Source organism: Arthrobacter sp. 10T416, from assembly GCF_056394165.1.
Genome location: NZ_JBFTHI010000004.1, coordinates 180,115 through 197,689, shown reverse-complemented (window position 1 = coordinate 197,689; position 17,575 = coordinate 180,115). Strand labels below are relative to the sequence as shown.

Here is a 17,575-nt window from a genome sequence, read left to right as displayed (position 1 = left end):
ATCAAGCTCCCTTCATCTTGAGCAGTTCGCGTATTTCATCCACGTCAATTCCCACCGTTGTCCAGCCCGCAGCTTCAAGTTCCGCGTGCCCGTCGCCGTCGAACACAACCCCTACCCGGTAGTCCGGCCAGGCGATTGAGATTGGCACTCCGTCCACTTCATGTCCGAGCTCCGGCAGGACCTCGAGACCCGAATCGGCGAGCTGGAGCAGCAGAGTCTTTTCGAATTCGCTCGCCTGCTCCAGGAGCTGGCTCCAGGCTGGGCTCACGCCATCGGCCATCTCCTGGCGCGCGGCCTCCGCCGCCACCGAGGTACCCGTGCTCACACCCGAGGCGACCGACCCGATGGTCAAACCGATCGGCTTGAACGCCAAAAGGTTTGACAGCCGCAGCCATTCGCGCCAGGAGGCCTCGTGCGAGGTCGAGTTCAGTGCGTCAGTGCGGTCATCGAGGCAGAGGCCGACGGCGATCGTGGACAGACTGTTGGGGGAACCCGCCGCGGCAAAGCCAACGCTTCCCAGCCTGCGCGTCCAACCCGACGCTGGTGCCGGCTCGTCGCCGCGGGCCAAGGCCACAGCATCCCCGTACACGGCGTCCGCGTCGGCTGCCTGGGGGTTCTTCTGCATCAACATGAGCGGCACCAGCTCGGAGAACTTGGTCCAAGCTTCGGGTTCGGGCTTGTTGACCCATTGCCAGAGCATCGTCATAGCATCCCGGCCAAGCAAGCCCATGATGGACGCATCCACCGGGTACTTCGCCATCAGCTGCGCGTTCAGTTTGACGTTCGCCCACGACGGCAGCACCGCCGGCACCGAAGGCCCGGCCTCAAACGCATCCACGTCCTGCCACGTCAGTGCCCATGGCAACACGGCCGAGGACAGCTCTGACGTGTGCCGGAGCTTGTCACGCTTCTCGGCGTCGTCCGCGATTCGGTTGTGCTCCGGCGACGCGTGGAAGGCGAACCCGTCCGTGTAAATCGCCAGCACAGGAAAGTTGGGGTCCGGCGGTCCCTTCAGCAGGAAATCAGGGCGCGTACCGGCAACGTCGACCTGGGGCAGGAGTTGCCATTGGAAATTCTGTCCGGGGATGCGGAACGTGATGGTGTCCGCAAGCGCTCCCGGCGTGACTTTGGTGTGCGCCCCGACTGCCTTGAGCCGGTCCATCCAGGCCTTGCGGAACCGCTTTTCCAGTAGCGATTCGATCGACGTTTCGGCGCTCGGCGCTTCTTCTGTCACCGTCCAGCCTGCGTAGGACGGCGGAGTGTCGGCGTCCGCTGCCTGCTGACCGGCGCGCAGTAGGAGCCCAAGCAGGCGTTCCGCACTGGCCCTGGCCACCTTGTCGACTTGCCACGGCTCGGCGTGGGGCAGGAGGCAATGATGGCAGGCAAGCCGCTCCTCAAACCGGCACCCACAATCGCGCACGGTCTCCCAGGCAGCGTACAGCAGCTCCCACACACGTTCCGGATTGGCGAACTCGGCCAGGTAACCCGTCCCTCCGGGCACCTTGTCGTGGAGCATGAGGGCGATCCGGCCGCCGCCATGTGCCGGATCGTTAATCCGCAGCACACCGAGGTGGTCGGGGGCTCCCCCCAGCACTTTCTGCAGACCCATGAGCAGTGCCGCCTGGAGACTCGGCACCGAGAAGTCGTCGCCGTAGGTCACGTCCAGCGGTAGGTGGATAACCACACCCTGTGTACTGAGCTCACGAGCCAGGACAACTTCCTTAATGTTCTCCTGGAGCTCCTTCCGGAACTTGCACCAAAAGCGGTGCTCGCTCGGACGGTTCTCCTTGGCAGACTGGTCCAGCTGGCCGCAGTAGGAGCACAGCCGAAACATCGGAGTCCGTACGTCGTCGCCGGCGATGACCCGCGCGCCGCCGTTCGAGGCGGTCCGGCCGGTGTTGATCCACCGGATGTCCACCCGGTTGAAGTACTCTGCGCCGAAGTCGTAGCCTTCCACGAACCAGCGCTTTTGCAGGTGCTGCTGGTCGATGTCTGCCGCGGCCACGATTGTGAACCGTTCGCGGACCCGGTTGTCGCGGCGGTCGTTGATGGCCGCCTCGTCCCGCCGCACTTCGGCGGAGACCTTTTTCATGACCACGACGTCGAGGATCTGGCCCATGTCGGCGATTGCCGCCGTCCCGCACCGCACGCAGCTCGCCACAGGGGCGCTGGTGCTGACGTCGGTCTTGATCCAGCCGCACTGGGGGCACACCTGCCACTTCTGGACGTGGCTTTGCTGCGGCCCAAGGTCCACTGCGTCGATGAGTATTTCCATGCCCTGGGCATAGAAGGTGGCGCCAGGGGCGAACTCGCTGAGAGCTATCGAGGCACCGCGGTTGTAGGTCACGGTGTCCGTGACGAACTCCTGAGTGTCGGCGTCCTTCCAGGACAACCCCACATCCAGGCTGACGGAATCGTCCAGCAGGGTGTAGTTCGGCAGGACGCCGTAGGCCTCCAGCACAGAGATCCAGTAGTCGCCGCGGAGCTGCTTTAGCTGGTCTCCGATCATGCGGAGTGTCGCTTTGGCTGTGCGGAGGGCCTGGACTGCGTCAGAGGACTTGTCCTCCAGGCGTTCCGCTTCTTTCGCCGCGGCTTCGAGCTCCGGCAGGGCTTTGTCGATTTCCTTACGCCGGCCCTCGAGTTCGTCGATGTCGGCCTTCCACTCCGCCGCCGCGCGGATGAGGTGCCGTGCCAGACCGCTGGGCTCGCCGTCGTCGTGCTCGGATGCCCAGGCAATCAGCCGCTCGCGGCTTCCATCCGAGATCCGTTCACCGAACTGGCCAAAGAATTCGGGCAGGTAGACCTTGGCATTCTCCGTGGCGTCCTGGATCAGGTCCCCGATGAACGACCCCGGCGCGACGCTACCGAGTGCCTGGACTGCGTCACGGGGGTGTGGGCGGCCAACCGTCCGGGCGAACCGGTCTGCCACATGCGCGACAAACTGGCGTCCCAGGATTTCTTCTGCATCCAAATAAGTTGCGGGCGGACGGACCTCACCATTGATGACCGAGAGGGGGTCGTGAAGTTTGGGCAGGTGTTCGCCGCGGCCCCGCACGAACGCGAGGACCAGCGCGTTGCCGGTCAGGCGGCCGGCGCGGCCCACCCGCTGCAGGTAGGACGCCACGGAGGTAGGCAGCGAGGCGAGCATGACGCAGGACAGGTCGCCGATGTCGATGCCCATCTCCAGGGTGGGCGTGGCGACCAGAACGTTGGGCGCCTGCGGATTGTCGGAGCCGGACTTGAACTGGGTTTCGTACCGGATTCGGGTCTTGTCGTCCAGCAGGGAGGTGTGCTCCCGGGCGACCACGCGCTTGCTTTCCCGCGAGAAGTAGAGGTCCCGGTAAAAGTTCCGGGGATCCCCTGCCTGGCGTTCCAGCCTCCCGCTGCACCGAACCAAGGTGCACGGTGCGCCATCCAGTTGATCGATGACGGTCCGGCTTCCGGGCGTCACGGCCTTGCAGACCTTGCAGGCCAAAACGTGGCGTCCGGATTCGAGGTCGTCGACGGCGGGCGCCGTGAGCATGATCTTCTCCGGGCCCAGCCAGTAGACGTCTGCTCCTGAGTTTGTGCTGCTCTTGCCGAGCACGCCGTCTTCGGCCAACGCGGTCATCAGTGCCTTGGACAGGTAGCCGCTGTCCGACGGGGCAACGCCGAGGCAGCGTGCCGTCCACCGGGAGTACCAGGACGTCGATGGCGTGACGGAGTCGAGGTTATCGGTGGCCGCGGCCGCACTGCCGATTCTTGGGAACGCGGGCGCCGGACGACCAGCGGGGAAAGCCGGCATGCCCTCGCCCTTGGGCCGGCCGCCCCAGATCTGCCAACGTTTGCCGTCCGTAGCGATGTAGCCCTTGAGCCATTCGTGATAGATGCCGCCCTGGAGGCGGACGCGCTCAACGGTGCCGCGGATCCACTGCAGCAGCTGCTGCTCGCTAGGCGCGGTGTCAACCACCATCGTCTGGTGCTGGGCCGAATCGTAGGCTTTGCGGGCGACGGCGAGCATTCGCGTGGCGCTGCCCGCGTCCGTCTCGATGACGAGAGAACCGGTGAGTTCCAAGGTCCGGCCGGTGCGGGATTGCAGACCGAGCTCCAGGAGGGCATCGAACTGCAAACGGCGCCTGGCGAATCGGCGCCCGCGAGCCTGCTCAGGTGGCGTGGCCTTCGGATCCCAGAACGGACGGAAACTCTGACGGTCCACATACTCCGGCGTCACCAGCTGATAGCGGTCCGCGGGCGTCTTCGCCCCGGCGATGGCGGCGTCAACAACTTCAGACAGCGTGGCAGTCTGCTCCCCCAGTGCGCGCCTCAGCGCAGTGCGGAGCGTCATGGTGTGGGAGCGGGATTGGACGTAGCCCGCCCGGTGGGCGGCGTCCTGAACGCTGTCGGTGAAGACCAGAGCCTTCTTCTCGCCCTCGTCCAGGCCCTCGGCCCCGAAGAGGTTGGAGATGCTCACCGAAAGCATCGTGGCAATGGCACTGCCCATGAAGGCGATGCCCTCTTTGGCGAGGCACGACGGGCACACGTCCCGTTTGGACTGATCGTCCGCATCCTGTCCGGTGAGCATCAGCACCGGAATGACGCGGCCCTCGGCCAGATCAGCGCTGTCCGCAGCGGGAGGCGTTTTGGACAGGCCCCGGTTGACCGTATGCAGCCAGTGCAGTCCCTGGACCTGCTCCGCGCCATCCTGATGGAACTCGATGATGTCCGCCTCGGCGGCGGCAGAGATCAGGGTTCGGAAGCGCGGGTTGTTCGCCAGGCGGGCCTCGCGGATTTTGGAGTCGTCCAGCTCCAGGTCCATGCCGGTCGGTGCCAGGACGGCGCCCCAGCCGGACCGGCCGCAATGCCGACAATAGACCGCAGGCAGGAAGATGTCGTTCGACTGGTCGATACCGTCATCGGACCAGCGGAACCGAGGCACAGTGTCCACGGCGGCATCCACCCGGGACATCTCGCGGATCCACAGGTGCGTTTCCACGGTCAGGGCTGCGCGGCCCTGGCGGGCACGGATGTGGCTCAGCAGTGCAAGGACATGGGACAGGAATTCTTCGGCATCCGCGGCGGTGACACCCTCCGGCAGGGAATGCGCCGGGAAGATTGTCTGTGACAGTTTGGCGAGCTCGACGGCGACTGTTGCGTGGTCGAGGAGGGCTGAGGTGAGCGGATGCGTACGCATCGCGTCCAACAAATCCGCAGGTCGCTGCTCGAAGAGCGCTTCAATGACGGGTCCAACGACCGCTTCCGAGCTGGCACCCGCATCACGAAGTGCCGCTACTGCTTTGTTCGTTTTGGAGATAGATCTCTCGACGGTGTGAAGATCCCTCGGCTCGGCAACTCGTGAGCCGAGCGCTGACCAGTCCTCCGGGCTCAGCCGGGACTCGGTGACAACCGCTTCTGGCGGGAATGCTTCGCCAAAGACAGTCTCGGCGAAGCGGAGCATGGCGTCGGGGTCGCCCTTGCTGCCGAGGGTGGCGGAGGTGGCGATGGGAGTTACCCGGCCGAGCGGGCGGGCGCGGTCCTCCCCCGTCAGCCCCTGCGGATGATCTGCGAGGTCTCCGGGCCAGTAGCTCTTAAGCGACAGCCCGAGCCGCCGCAGCAGCATGGCGACGTCGGTGCCTTGGGCGCCGTCGTACGTGTGGAATTCATCCAGCACCACATACTGCAGACTGGTCGCGGACTTCTGCCAGAGGGGCGCATCCTCTTGTCGGAGCAAGAGCATATCCAGCATTTTGTAGTTGGTCAGCAGGATGTCCGGCGGATCTTCTCGGAAGACCTGACGGTCGTTGATGAGGCCATCCCTGGAGACCTTGGTACGGCTGGTGTCTTGCTGCCCGGTGTATATGCCGGCGCTGATCCCGGAGAGTTCGGAATAGGTGGTCAGCATCTCCGCCAGGCGCTTGGCTTGGTCGTTCGCGAGGGCGTTCATCGGGTAAAGAATGAGCGCTTTCATGCCGGTCACACCGTCACGTTTGGCCCGCAAAACGTGATCCAAGATGGGGTAGAGGAACGCCTCGGTCTTGCCCGAGCCGGTCCCTGTCGTAACCAACGTGGGCTGCGGGCGCCGCCTGGCCCTGCCACCATTGCTGTTGACGGTCTTGCTGCTCAACCGCTGAAACGCGCGAGCCTGGTGGCCGTAGGGCTCGAAACCCTCATACCAATCCAGGCAGTCGTTCCAGCCCGGCTCGGCCGTCTCGAAGGGCAGCCGCAGTCTGACATAGGAGCCCTTGAAGAGACCGTTCTCGGGGTCAGCGAGGAAGTCCTTGATGGCGGACTGGGCGTTGCCGTCAGTGAGTGCAAATGTCGTGGCCAAGTAGTCCGAGAGGCCTCGGCGGAGGTCACCGGCTTGGCTGGTGGGCAAGAGTTCCGACATTAGCTGTCCTCCCCGAGCATGCTCAAGAAGTGTACGTACGCCTTGCGCATATCAATTTCCCTCTGGGATCGGCCAAAGCCGTCAGCGAAAGATAATGCCGCTTTTCGGTCATATCCGTAAAGGACCGAAAATTGCGTCCTGTATACCGTGCAAAGTTCGTCGATTGAAACCCCAAGCATTAATGCCACGAGAACATCGATTTCAAGTAGCGCCTGACGCCGAGAAGCGGCCGTTCGTAAAGGCGTCGCAGACGTCCAGCTGGGCCCTACGTCACCTATGCCCTCACCCAATAGATAGTTCGTTTCACTTGACCATCGATCGGAGCGGAATCGTGGGCTAAAGCACTCTTTCCACAGCGGGGCGTACGCGCTCGTGACGCAGTTGAGCCTGAGGACTCGAACCATCACATTCGAACGAAGTGCGTGGCTTCTTACGATAGGAAGGCGAGCGATCGTGCTTTCTAGGATGTGGTTTTTTGGCACGGATCGTACAGCAAGGTCAGCAATCAGAGATGAACTAAACGCTGTCATCAACGCCAGATCCTCTAGGGATCCGTTGGTAACGCCTACGGACCGGACGGTACCAACATGCGCCGCGCCGGGCGGAATAATTGCTGGTATCAGCGTTCTCTCCCCAGTATTCGCCGCCATGCTCCGCCAGGCCATCCGGAAGAAGGAACGGGCAGGCCGCTCCTTGCGAGGTCCCCAGTGCGTGTAGGCGGCGTCATATGCTGCTCGGTCTTCACTAGGGGCGAAGCTCGTGATCGGCATCGCGTCTGGGTCAAGAGTTTCGAAGTTCGTTTTAGTCCAGTCCTGCTGGTGCAGCATTGTGGGGTTGGGCGCCTTGTACATCGGCGCTGAGACGAAAATGTGAGGCCCTTGAAGTATCACGTCGTCCCATGAGGAGGCCGGTCCCCACTGGACCCTAAACAGACCCTTTTTCTTGTCGGTCGTCTCATTCCAGCCACCGGAGAAGAACAACTTAAGCGCTCCAAGGCGCTCGGCTGCGGCAACTTTCTCCAGCACTGCCTCCGTGGCGCTGTTGATCGCGTAGATCATTCTGGTTTGTGTGACGGGAACTGAATTGTCCTCCAGAATGTCGTGCCAAGACTGAAGCGTGGTGGTGTCCACTTGAATAATGCGGGATCGGTGCGGACGCTGATCCCAGGCACCGCTGTCGTCTTTAAAGCCCGGTTCGTCGCCGGCACCCGAATGCACAAGTGACCTCGAGATAGTATCCGGGTGATAGATTCCGGAAGCCGATATGAACCGCACCGCCTCGCTTTTGTGCCCGTAGACATGCACTCCAAATCGTTTTTGGTCCTGGATTTCAAACAATTTTAGTTCATTGATAAAGGACCAATGACGCCGTAAACGCAAATAACATTGGCTTCGCAAAAATGACGTCTTCTCATCGGTGAAGTGCGCTTCGGGATGGATTAGCCCCACAACACCCGTTGGGCTCTGAATCTTCCAGGTTTTCTCGATAAAGGACCTGTGCAAATCTGGACGAAGGTTACCAGTAAACGGATAAACTGATACATCCGTGAGGAAGGCTCGCATAGATGTCACATCTCGAGCCTGTTCTTGCATGAAATTCCTGTGGTCGAGATCTTGGCGGGCGGCAGCTCGATGCAATTCGAGCTCACTGGGCGATAGCGCGGCACCAAGCTGCCACAACGGATCGAACTCGGAATAGGTGGCGACTTCGTCCCATTCAGGTCTCACCCACGGAGGATTTCCAATCTGCAAATCAAAACCACCACGACCGAGGACTGTGGCAAAGTCAAGTTCCCAGTGAAAAAAGCCTTGCTCAGCGGCGATACGCTCACACACCTCGAGCCACGGAGACTCTTTCTTGACGATCTCCACTAACTTGACCTGCGCCATGCTGAGGTCGAAGGACTCAATGCCTTCCAGCTCGCCCCATGACGCCATAGAGAGTACCGAGGTCTGGCCCTGGATCAGGCCATACTTCCGCGAGGTCTTGCCCACGGATGCCTCGATTCCGAGGATACCTTCGAGTGCGGAGATCCAGTCCTCGAGTGATGGCGGCCGCACTCCTCCAGTCGCGCGTTCCGTCAACGGCCAGAACCAAAGGGCATTCCAGGCGTCCATGACCCGCCGCAGACGCCGATAAGAGCCGTCTTCATCGTTTAGCGACTGCTCTATCTGTTCGCGCGTGACGGCAGGGGTTCCGACAGTCCCAAGCCCCGTGCTCGTGCCATCGACCGCCACGGTGGACTTGCCGAAGTAGTCGATCTCCCGTCGCGCCTCGGCCTCGGCCACCTGCAGGCGACGCAGCGTCAACTTCCACAGCGACTCCACTCGGCCGGCCAAGGCGACGAGGCGATCGAGCTGCGTCTTGCTCGGCTTTGCCTTGACCTTGGTGCGCCATGCCTTCAGCTCTTTTTGTGCGTCACCCGCCAGCTCTTTCACTTCCTTGGCGTCCGCGGCCGCACCCCAGCCGTCCGCCGGCAAGAGGAAGTGGTGAATCCGACCGACGGCGTTCGGGTCATCAGTGTCGTCCTTCATTGCACCGACGAGGCCTGTGAGCGGCGCTTCGGCGGCCTCTGATTTCAGCCAGGTCTGGTCGTTTATCGACTGACGTGAATACATTGCCCTCCGCGAACCGATCAGCGAATTTCCGCGCCGGAGCCGCAGTCCGAACCAGGGGGCCTGCAGGTCCTTGACCATGGTGTCCAGCCACAGCGACACTTCGGCGAGCTCCACCGCCGTTGAGTTCAAGTCAACTCCATGGACCTGATGCAGGGCGATCTGGGCTTTAACTTTCTGTAGTTCCTTGGGGTACTCATCTGCAGGAATCTGGCAGTCGAGTTCCTTCTGCTTGCGCTTCAGATATTCATCGGCGAGCTGGCGCACTGCCTCGATGGCGAATGCCCCCGAGCCGAGTGCCGGCTCACACACCGTGAGCTTCAAAATGTCGTCCGCAGGAGTAATGCTGTCATCCTGGTCCAGCAGTTCCTCGAGGGCCTGCGAGACGACGAATTTGGTCAGAACCTCGGGGGTATAGAAGGAAGCCGATTGTTGCCGTTCCCTGCCCGCCAGACGGAAGACGAATGAGCCGGCCTCGTGGAGCACGAGCTTCTTCTCCCCCGTCCGCTCGTCCTCATACCGGACGAAGTGCTTGGCGTCGATGGACTCGGAACGGTCCACCGGTACCACCCACGAGCCCTTCTCCGGGTTGCCGTCCTTCGCAACTTCATACAGTGGCTCCGCGGCGATGAAGCCAGTGTAAGACATCAGGCCTTCGTAAACCGCGCCCAGCTGGTTGATACCTAGCTCGGCGTAGGAAATAAACCCGCGGTCCTTGCCGCGGGATTCCTTGCTAAGCAGCAGGTGCTGCAGCACGCGTTGAAGCTCGGAGTTGCTCAGCTTGGCGTCATTAATAAGGGAGGTAGCTGTCTTCTGGAAGAGGTCGGCCTTAAGCGGCTGGAAGACGAGACCTTCGTTATCCCCGGGCGGGTCTTCCGCGGCCGACGGTACGTGCCGGGGCTTGTGGCCACCGTCGACAAGCCGGAACAGCCGCTCCAGCGATTCGTAAATATGCGTGCCGCGCTGCGATTCCTGGGACTGAATGTTGACGAGTGTCAGCTCCCGGAGCCGGTCCAGCCCGTAGCCCTCGTTGTATTCGCCGGCCCCGATGGGGAGCACACCCATTTCCGGGGAAGCCTCCGCGTACAGCAGGAACAGGATGCGGTAAAGGAAGCGCAAAGACTGGCTCGCCAGGACCTGACCGTCGACATCGTCCACCGGCAGACCCTGCGAGGCGCGCCTCCTAAGGACGTCGTTGGCGATGATTTCGATTGACCTCCGTATGCCCTCACGCAGATCCTGGGAGACACCAACAGTGTGTTTTACAGACGCCGCCAAGATGTCGTCCCACCAGATGGCCCCGTCGGGAGATGGCATGAGCGAATCGCGGCCGAAGATGGCCAGGAAACGGTCGGTTTCCGCGTGTTTCTTCGCATCGTTGCGATCCGCCACCAGGAGGACGTCAGCGGCGAGATACCGACCTTCGGCCCATCGTTCCTGTTCAGTCAGCACCAGCCAGCGCCCGGCCATGATGACTACATACTTCGGCGCCCGCTCGGCGAGGTAGATCTCGGAGATGACCTTGGCGACGGTCAGGGACGGTGTTTCCTTGCCGTCGACCAGTACGCGGCCGAGCGGTTTGACGGCGGACAGGACATCTTCGGCCGCGTCGGCTGGCCCGGCCTCGAGGAATAGAACTTCGGAGTCGTCTGTCTTCCAGACTCCGGGGACCAGCGTTTCGGTGCCGCTGCGCTCGAAGGTGACTGCCGCCGTCGTTCCTTTGAAGCCGAGCGCGCTGCGCAGGAGAGCATATGCCTCGGGCGCGCCGACGGGATCCTCAGCCAGCCCGGCGAGCAGGATCTGCAAGTGGCCGCGGACCTCAGAGAAGCGGGTCAGTGTGGTGGGGTGGCCCTCTTTGGCCTGCTCGTCCCAGGACTTGCGGAGTTTGATGACGTCCGCTTGGAACGACTCTTTGGTGGAGTCTGTGGTGAAGAAGTGTTCGCTGATCCAGTCTTCACCGACAACGATCGAATCAAAGGACGGCATTACTGGTCAGCACCTTCCGGTACGGCGGTAGGGGTGTTGCGGGGAACGACGACTAGCAGCGGACGGACCAGTCGCTGGGCCGGTGCCAGGGACTCGGCGATGAGTTGCTCCTCGGTCACGCGCTCGCGCTGCTTCTTGACCTCAGCCCGCTGCGTCAGCTCGAAGGACAGCTGGGTCCAGCCCGCGGCGCGGTCCGTCCAGGCCTGAAGGCGCTGCTCGGCCGCCGTACCCGCGGACTGGAAGGTCAGCTGCATGGTCTGCCTGGCGTTCTCCACCGCTTGCGGGAGAAGGGCCTGGAGTCCGTCCAGCCTGACAGGGCCGGGGTTGGTTGCCTTGTTGTGGACGCCGACGGCTGCCAGGTGGTCACCCAGATCCTCTATCGGCTGGTCTATGCAGAAGCTGGGGTTACTTGGGTCAGGGAAGTCGACTGCAATGAAGGCCTTCGACACGACCTGCCCGCGGCGGTTCATCAGGGTTCCCATAAGGAGAACCTGTGGGGCATCGACGTCGCCGCGGACGGCGAGCACTTCACTGCGGGACATCGACGCCAGGGCGCGGTCGCTGGCCCAGTCCAGGACCGGGTGGAGCGGACCGAGGAAGTGGGCTTCGGGCCAGCTCATGTCATCCGACTCGCGGGCACGATCCAGCTCCCGGGTGCCGGCTTCCACCGTGGTGGCAAGCTTCAGGCGCTCGGTAACGTTGCGCTCCGAGAGATAGTCCTGGGGAAGGTATCCCAGGCGGTGCTGGAGGTCGGCTGGCGGGTTCAGCTCGGCAAGACCGTGGCCAGGATGGACGGTCCAGCCGAGCGTCTTCTGGGGTTCGCCGAAGGCCTCGTTCAGGGCTTCGTCCAAGAAGTCCAGGTCAGTGGCGTAGAGCCCCAGGGGCTTCTCCACGGGTATCTCATCCGTTGGTCCGTCCTGCTGGAGCGCATCGAAGTCGAGGAAGTCCCAGACGTCGCCCGACTCCGGGTCCGGGTCCGGTTCTCCAACGGTGTCTTCGAAGTTTGCCTTGCCGAGGAGCACGTCCAGGATGGCGGCCTCCTCCTGTTTGGCACTGTACTTTCCCATGAGGGAAGCCACGTCGTTCAGCACGGCGTGTGCCTCGTGTTCCCGCTCCATGAGACGGGTGAGGACCTTGATATCGCCGGAGAAACGCGTGTTGTTTGGGTTCAGCAGAAGGGTGGTGATCTGCGGCTTGTGGCGCTGTCCGAAGCGGTCGATGCGGCCGTTGCGCTGCTCGATCCGAATGAGGCTCCACGGGATATCAAAATGGATGAGGTGATGACACTCGGAGTGCAGGTTGACGCCCTCGGAGGCTACGTCTCCGGTGACGAGTACCCGCAGCGGGCTGTTGCCGCGCTTGAACTGGTCCACGATGCTCTGCTGCTCGATATCGCTTCGGCCGCCATGGAGGATGTCCACATTTTCCGGCTTGAGGCCCAGGGCTTTGGGCAGTGCCTCCTGCAGCCACTTGAGCGTGGCGACACGTTCGGCGAACACGACGGCCCGTATTGGGGAGCCCTTGCCGACGCCGATCTTCTTCAGGTAGCTGACGAGTTCGTTGTACTTGGCTGACTCCCCGGTGTTGGCGCTCTGCGCAAGCTGCTCGAGGCGACCCAGCGCCTCCGTCTCCCTGGCCTCGGTGGGGGCATCGGCGTCGAGCTTCTTCAGACGCTCTTTTACTGTCTCCAGCAACGCGGCGGGGCTGGAGAGGAAAGCTTTCGCGAGGTTCCAGGCAAACAGGGACCCGTTCTGACCTGAAAACGGAGACGGACGGCCTTCAGGGTAGAGCCAGATGTCCGAGAGCTCCTCGGCGATGGCGTTCTCAGCGGCAGAGGCGGCGACGAGCCGGTTGTCCGGTTCCTCCCGCTCAGCCCAGTCTGCGCCGACTTCCTGGGCGACTTCGGGGCTGTGCCGGTGCCGGCGGATGATGAGGTTTTCCACCTGCCTAGGATCAAAGGTCCCATCGGGGCGGACCACCGTGGGATCGAGGAGGCGGAGGAGCTCGGCGAAGGACTCATTGCGTCCGTTGTGGGGGGTGGCCGAGGCGAGGATCAAGGCCTCCGTGTTGGGGGCGAGGACACGGGCGAGTTCATTGTTGAGTGTGCCGGTGTTGGTGAGGTTGTGGGATTCATCGATGACGACGGCGTCCCAGTGGAGCTTGCCGAGGTGCGCGCGGTAGCGGGCACTCTTCAAGGTGTCGATCGAGATGATGGCGCGCTTGTAGAACGTGAAGGGGTTGCGCGTGGCTGGCAGCTTCTGGCGGACCTTCTGGATCCCGGCGGAGTCGAGCCGGACGAACGGCAGGGCGAAACGGCACCAGAGTTCGTGCTGCATCTGCTCAAGAACGTGGCGGGGCGTGACAACGAGGATCCGCTCACCGCGGCCGCGCTTGACCAATTCACTGAGGATCATGCCGATTTCGAGGGTCTTGCCCAGGCCGACGGCGTCCGCGATGAGGATGCGGGGACGGAGGTTCTTGGTGTCCAGGGCTTTTGCGACCGCGATTTGCTGGTATTTCAGGTTCCTCGACAGCATGCGTGTGGAGACGGTGAGATGCTCTGCAGACTGCGGCGTGGGAGTCTTGCGCAGCGTGGTCTCCAGGAACAGGCGCGCCTTGCGGTAGTTCGGGGTGTCATCCGCCACGACTTTTGACTTGGCCGGGTCGACGACCTCGATGTGGTCCAGGGCGGAGTAGAAGGCCGCGGTGGTGTCCCTGACCAGCTCGCTGAGGCCTTGGACCCTTACGAGTGTGCCGTCGACGGACTTCTCCAGGCTGGTGACCAGCCACTCCTCGTCCCGGACGTGGACCACCGAACCGGGTGCAACGTTGAGTTCCCGGTTTTCGGCTGCAACTGTCAAGACCTGCTCCTGTGTTTCGTGTTTCCCCAGCGGAGCTATAGCCCTCCGACGTCTAGAGCTCCGGACCCATTATGTACATGATTCGCTAATTCATCGTCCTGCTACGCCATGGAAGGAGCGACCTTCGTGGTCGGCGGTTCCTCCACCGAGATTCCAGGCGAGGTTTTATGCTGGGCCGAACGTCTAACTTCGCTGAACGAGCAGCGAGGCCATCCGGGCGGCTCTAGAGCAGTCTGACCTGGAGGGACTCGACGGCAACGAGCCTCTGGAAGGCAACGAGAGGGCATTATGGCGGAAATCGATCACGGCAGCCCCGCGCCGCTAAGCTCCCGTCGGATCGCGGTACATGGACAGCTCACCTTTGAGTTAGAAGGTCCGACCGGTTTCCTCGAGGCGCTATACAAGCCTGAACTCGGCGCGCTGTTTTTCGCCGATGCGTGGTCTTCGCAAGGGCGGATTCGGCACTTGATTCGAGACACTCCTGACCACTGGACGCACGAAGGATGGAGTCCGACGGCACAGTACAGAAGAGCCGGAAAGTGGATCCCGATATCAGAAGCACCTGAAGGAGATGCCGCCGGTTTTAGCCAGCACCCGAGTGACTGGGCGAACTTGAGGGGGCGGTGGAACCTGGGCCAGCTCCGCGGTGCTGGAAATTCGATCGCCGCCGAACTTTGCGGCGCGGCGATCAGCTGGTGGGACAGCCACGGTAACGCCACAGCGCAGCCGGAAGACGGTCCCGATATAGGTGATTTCTGTGCGGTGTTCCCCACGCTCACGGCCCGACGTAAGCCCGGCGAATCGGAATGGCATCTCCGCTATATCACCGACACCGCCGCCTGGACGCGTGTCGCAGGTGGCAGCTGGCATTTCGCGGGCCGCATCTCAGCGCGCGACAAAATCGAAGCAATCACAAGGCAAACCGGGCTCGAGCGTCCATGGCGACAGTACGCACAAGCTCGCAGGAAAAATCTCGACAATAGTGCTGTTGACTTCAAGAGCGCGCTCCGCGAGCAGGAATCCCTCGCCGAAGCTCTTGGCATGGGAACGGAGCTTCCCCTCCTATTGCCGCTACTCAAAAATCTCCTGCGCGAGGCACCGACCGGCCGCTGGTCGTTTGATCTGATCGCGAAGTACAACGCGATCAATGCAACGGCCGGCGTCGACCTGTTGGAGGGACAGGACGTAGGCCAATTGCACGTGCAAAATGATCTTCATAGGTGGATTGCTCGCGGTGAGCGCTGGGTGGAAGTCAAACGGGAACGCCGTCGGAAGTCCACGATCCCTATAGAGATACCCCAGCTGACGGAGGCAGCCCTCAGCCTCGCCGCTAACCCACGCGACGCGAGTCAGTACTGGGCCGAGGATCTGCAGTCGACGAAGATTTGGGTCATCACGGACACAGAGGCAGAACGCGAAGGTGACTTCCCTATTTATGATGTGGTCCGGGGCACTTCACGTAATTCGTCTGCCGGCTGGAAGTACTTTGCTGACCATTCGGGGTGGGTCTGGCAGAAAATTGAAGAGCTACGCTATGACCACCACCTCCCCCGTTGGGAAGGCGACGACCGAGATCACGCGGACACCACGGTCGTTCCGGTTAGCGAAAACCTAGGACTGCTTCTCGTGGACTACGAGCGCGTTGATTCGCCCAGAGCGCGAGAAGAAGATTGCCCGATGTGGTCCGATTTCCTGCATTGGGTCAAAGCGGAATCCTAGGGTGCCGGTTGTGGCGGTCAACAACGCTACTGCGGCCCGGCACATTTACATGGAGGCTGCGGCGTAAAGTATGCCTAGACCAACGACTTTTATCCAAAAACGGGGGAAAAAATTGAAAGCTGGGGACGTTACTCTTGGCCATGTCTTCGCAGCCGACCATCACTTAGTGGTGCCGCTATTCCAGCGCCCGTACGTATGGGACCAGGGAGCTAACTGGGAACCGCTGTGGACCGATGTCCGCACTGCCGCGGAGGAAGTCGAGGCTGAACTTTACGACGAACATGGTCGTCATGATCCCCGAACCTACTTTCTCGGCGCCGTCGTCATTCAATCGCGCCGTCACCTGCCGCGCCGGCTTTCGTCCTCGAACGTCATTGACGGCCAACAACGCCTGACCACTCTTCAAGTGTTGCTGGGTGCAGCCCGACGTGTAGCCCTAAGAATCGATACGGCGACGTCTGCTGGCCTCTTCAGTACCCTGCTAGACAACAAGCATGAGGCAATCCACCCTGACCATCCAGAGGATATCCACAAACTCTGGCCCCTGCCGCAGGACAATGAGGCGTTCCGCTGGGCTCTCAGAACAGAAGACTTGCCGATTCCTGGCGGCGTTGGCGGACACAAGCTAGTGAAGGCAGCTGAATGGTTTGAAAACGCGATATTTAGTTGGTGCACCAGCTCGGACGATCCTGAACTCCGACTCGGACATTTATTTGTCACCCTCAGGGACCGAATGCAGCTCGTCCAGATATTCCTGGAGTCATACGATGACCCTCAGGTGATCTTCGAAGCCCTTAACCACCGCGGTGTCAAACTCGACGCTGCAGATCTGGTCAAGAACCTCCTGTTTCAGAAAGTCGAACAACAAGGCGACCACCGGCGAGCAGACTCGCTCCTCCTCGATAGTTGGCTCCCGCTGGATGGTCAGGACTGGCGTCGGCAGGTAACCACAGGCCGAATGAAGCGGTCGCGGATTGACCTGTTGCTGAGCTACTGGCTGACAATCCAGACCAGCGGCGAGGTCAGCGCGGAACACTTATTCGTAGACGTGCGCGAGTGGCTGGCTTCATCGTCTCTCAGCGCTGCCGACCTCATCGTTGATATACGGCGTTACGCCGATCAATACGACGAATTAGAGAGTATGCCGGCTTCGTCAAGCGTGGGCGCGCTCCTGAACCGCATGCAAGCGACCGGGACAATGACGCCTTGGCCGCTGCTACTGCGCGTTTTCGCGGACGATGCGGTGCCCCTCGACCAGAAGGAACATCTGGCACGCGCCATCGATTCCTTCCTCATGCGCCGAGGAGTTGCCCGTATGCCAAATGGAGACTACAACAGGCTGTTCGTGCTGCTAATGGATGTAGCACGCACCGCTGAGCCCCATCTTGTCGGGGATGCCGTCGTCGCAGCGTTGGCTGCGCAAACAGCCGACTCGAGGCGGTGGCCAGCTGACGAGGAGTTTGCAGCTTCGCTTTCAGACCCGGGACTCTACACCTCCCAGTACAGGGCCCGGCTCAGAAGTTTGCTGGTCGGGTTGGAGAACCATCTACAGTCCGGTAAGACAGAGCCAGGAAGACAGCTTTCAAGCACGGACTCGAAGCTGAACATCGAGCACCTTATGCCGCAGGCGTGGGAAAAACACTGGCCATTGCCGGATCAGCACAGCGAAGCGGACTTGTTGCGGAGGACGTCAGCCATCCACCAACTGGGCAATCTGACGCTTGTGACAACGAAGCTCAATCCAGCTCTGAGTAACAAGAACTGGGAATACAAGCGACCCGCGATCCAGAAGCACAGTCTCCTACGTCTGACCACGGGTTCCGTCCTGTCCAAACCTGAGGGCGACAATGGCTTTGAAGAGGAATCCTGGCCCACACACTGGGATGAATCGCGAATTATTGCCCGGACCCGCCACTTGACGGAGCTGGCGCTGAAAGCCTGGCCGCGGCCCGCAATGACGCAGGCAGACCCTGGGTCATAGGCCGGTTATGATTCGATTCGTCGGAAAGCACGCAATCGATCTTTAAGCT

5 protein-coding genes are annotated in these 17,575 nt (G+C 61.8%); 2 read left to right on the top strand and 3 right to left on the bottom strand.

The genetic code is table 11. The features are described from left to right. Position 1: 1 nt before the first annotated feature. The 3 genes from AC1DBE_RS07235 to AC1DBE_RS07225 are packed head-to-tail and all read right to left on the bottom strand — an operon-like array spanning position 2 to position 13,826. Complete coding sequence (locus tag AC1DBE_RS07235) at positions 2-6,364, bottom strand: DEAD/DEAH box helicase (RefSeq protein ID WP_476970086.1); 6,363 nt, start codon at positions 6,362-6,364, stop codon at positions 2-4. Further along, positions 6,364-10,965 carry a DNA methyltransferase gene (locus AC1DBE_RS07230; RefSeq protein WP_476970085.1) on the bottom strand — a complete coding sequence of 1,534 codons (4,602 nt, stop codon included), beginning with the start codon at positions 10,963-10,965 and terminating at the stop codon, positions 6,364-6,366. The genes AC1DBE_RS07235 and AC1DBE_RS07230 overlap by 1 nt, the downstream gene beginning before the upstream one ends. After that, positions 10,965-13,826, bottom strand: coding sequence for a helicase-related protein (locus AC1DBE_RS07225; RefSeq protein WP_476970084.1), 2,862 nt, complete (start codon positions 13,824-13,826; stop codon positions 10,965-10,967). The genes AC1DBE_RS07230 and AC1DBE_RS07225 overlap by 1 nt, the downstream gene beginning before the upstream one ends. A gap of 288 nt (positions 13,827-14,114) precedes the next feature. Here AC1DBE_RS07225 and AC1DBE_RS07220 point away from each other — a divergent pair, with 288 nt between their 5' ends. Both AC1DBE_RS07220 and AC1DBE_RS07215 read left to right on the top strand, forming a co-directional pair. Then, entirely contained in the window at positions 14,115-15,545 is a 1,431-nt protein-coding gene (locus AC1DBE_RS07220; RefSeq protein WP_476970083.1) for a hypothetical protein, read from the top strand. Between the two features lie 70 nt (positions 15,546-15,615). Further along, complete coding sequence (locus tag AC1DBE_RS07215; protein ID WP_476970082.1) at positions 15,616-17,526, top strand: DUF262 domain-containing protein; 1,911 nt, start codon at positions 15,616-15,618, stop codon at positions 17,524-17,526. Positions 17,527-17,575 lie beyond the last annotated feature (49 nt).

Excerpts from the sequence above, each read along its gene's own strand:
- AC1DBE_RS07215 (WP_476970082.1), top strand. The coding sequence starts at position 15,616 with ATGCCTAGACCAACGACTTTTATCCAAAAACGGGGGAAAAAATTGAAA.
- AC1DBE_RS07230 (WP_476970085.1), bottom strand. The coding sequence starts at position 10,965 with ATGCCGTCCTTTGATTCGATCGTTGTCGGTGAAGACTGGATCAGCGAA.
- AC1DBE_RS07220 (WP_476970083.1), top strand. The coding sequence starts at position 14,115 with ATGGCGGAAATCGATCACGGCAGCCCCGCGCCGCTAAGCTCCCGTCGG.
- AC1DBE_RS07235 (WP_476970086.1), bottom strand. The coding sequence starts at position 6,364 with ATGTCGGAACTCTTGCCCACCAGCCAAGCCGGTGACCTCCGCCGAGGC.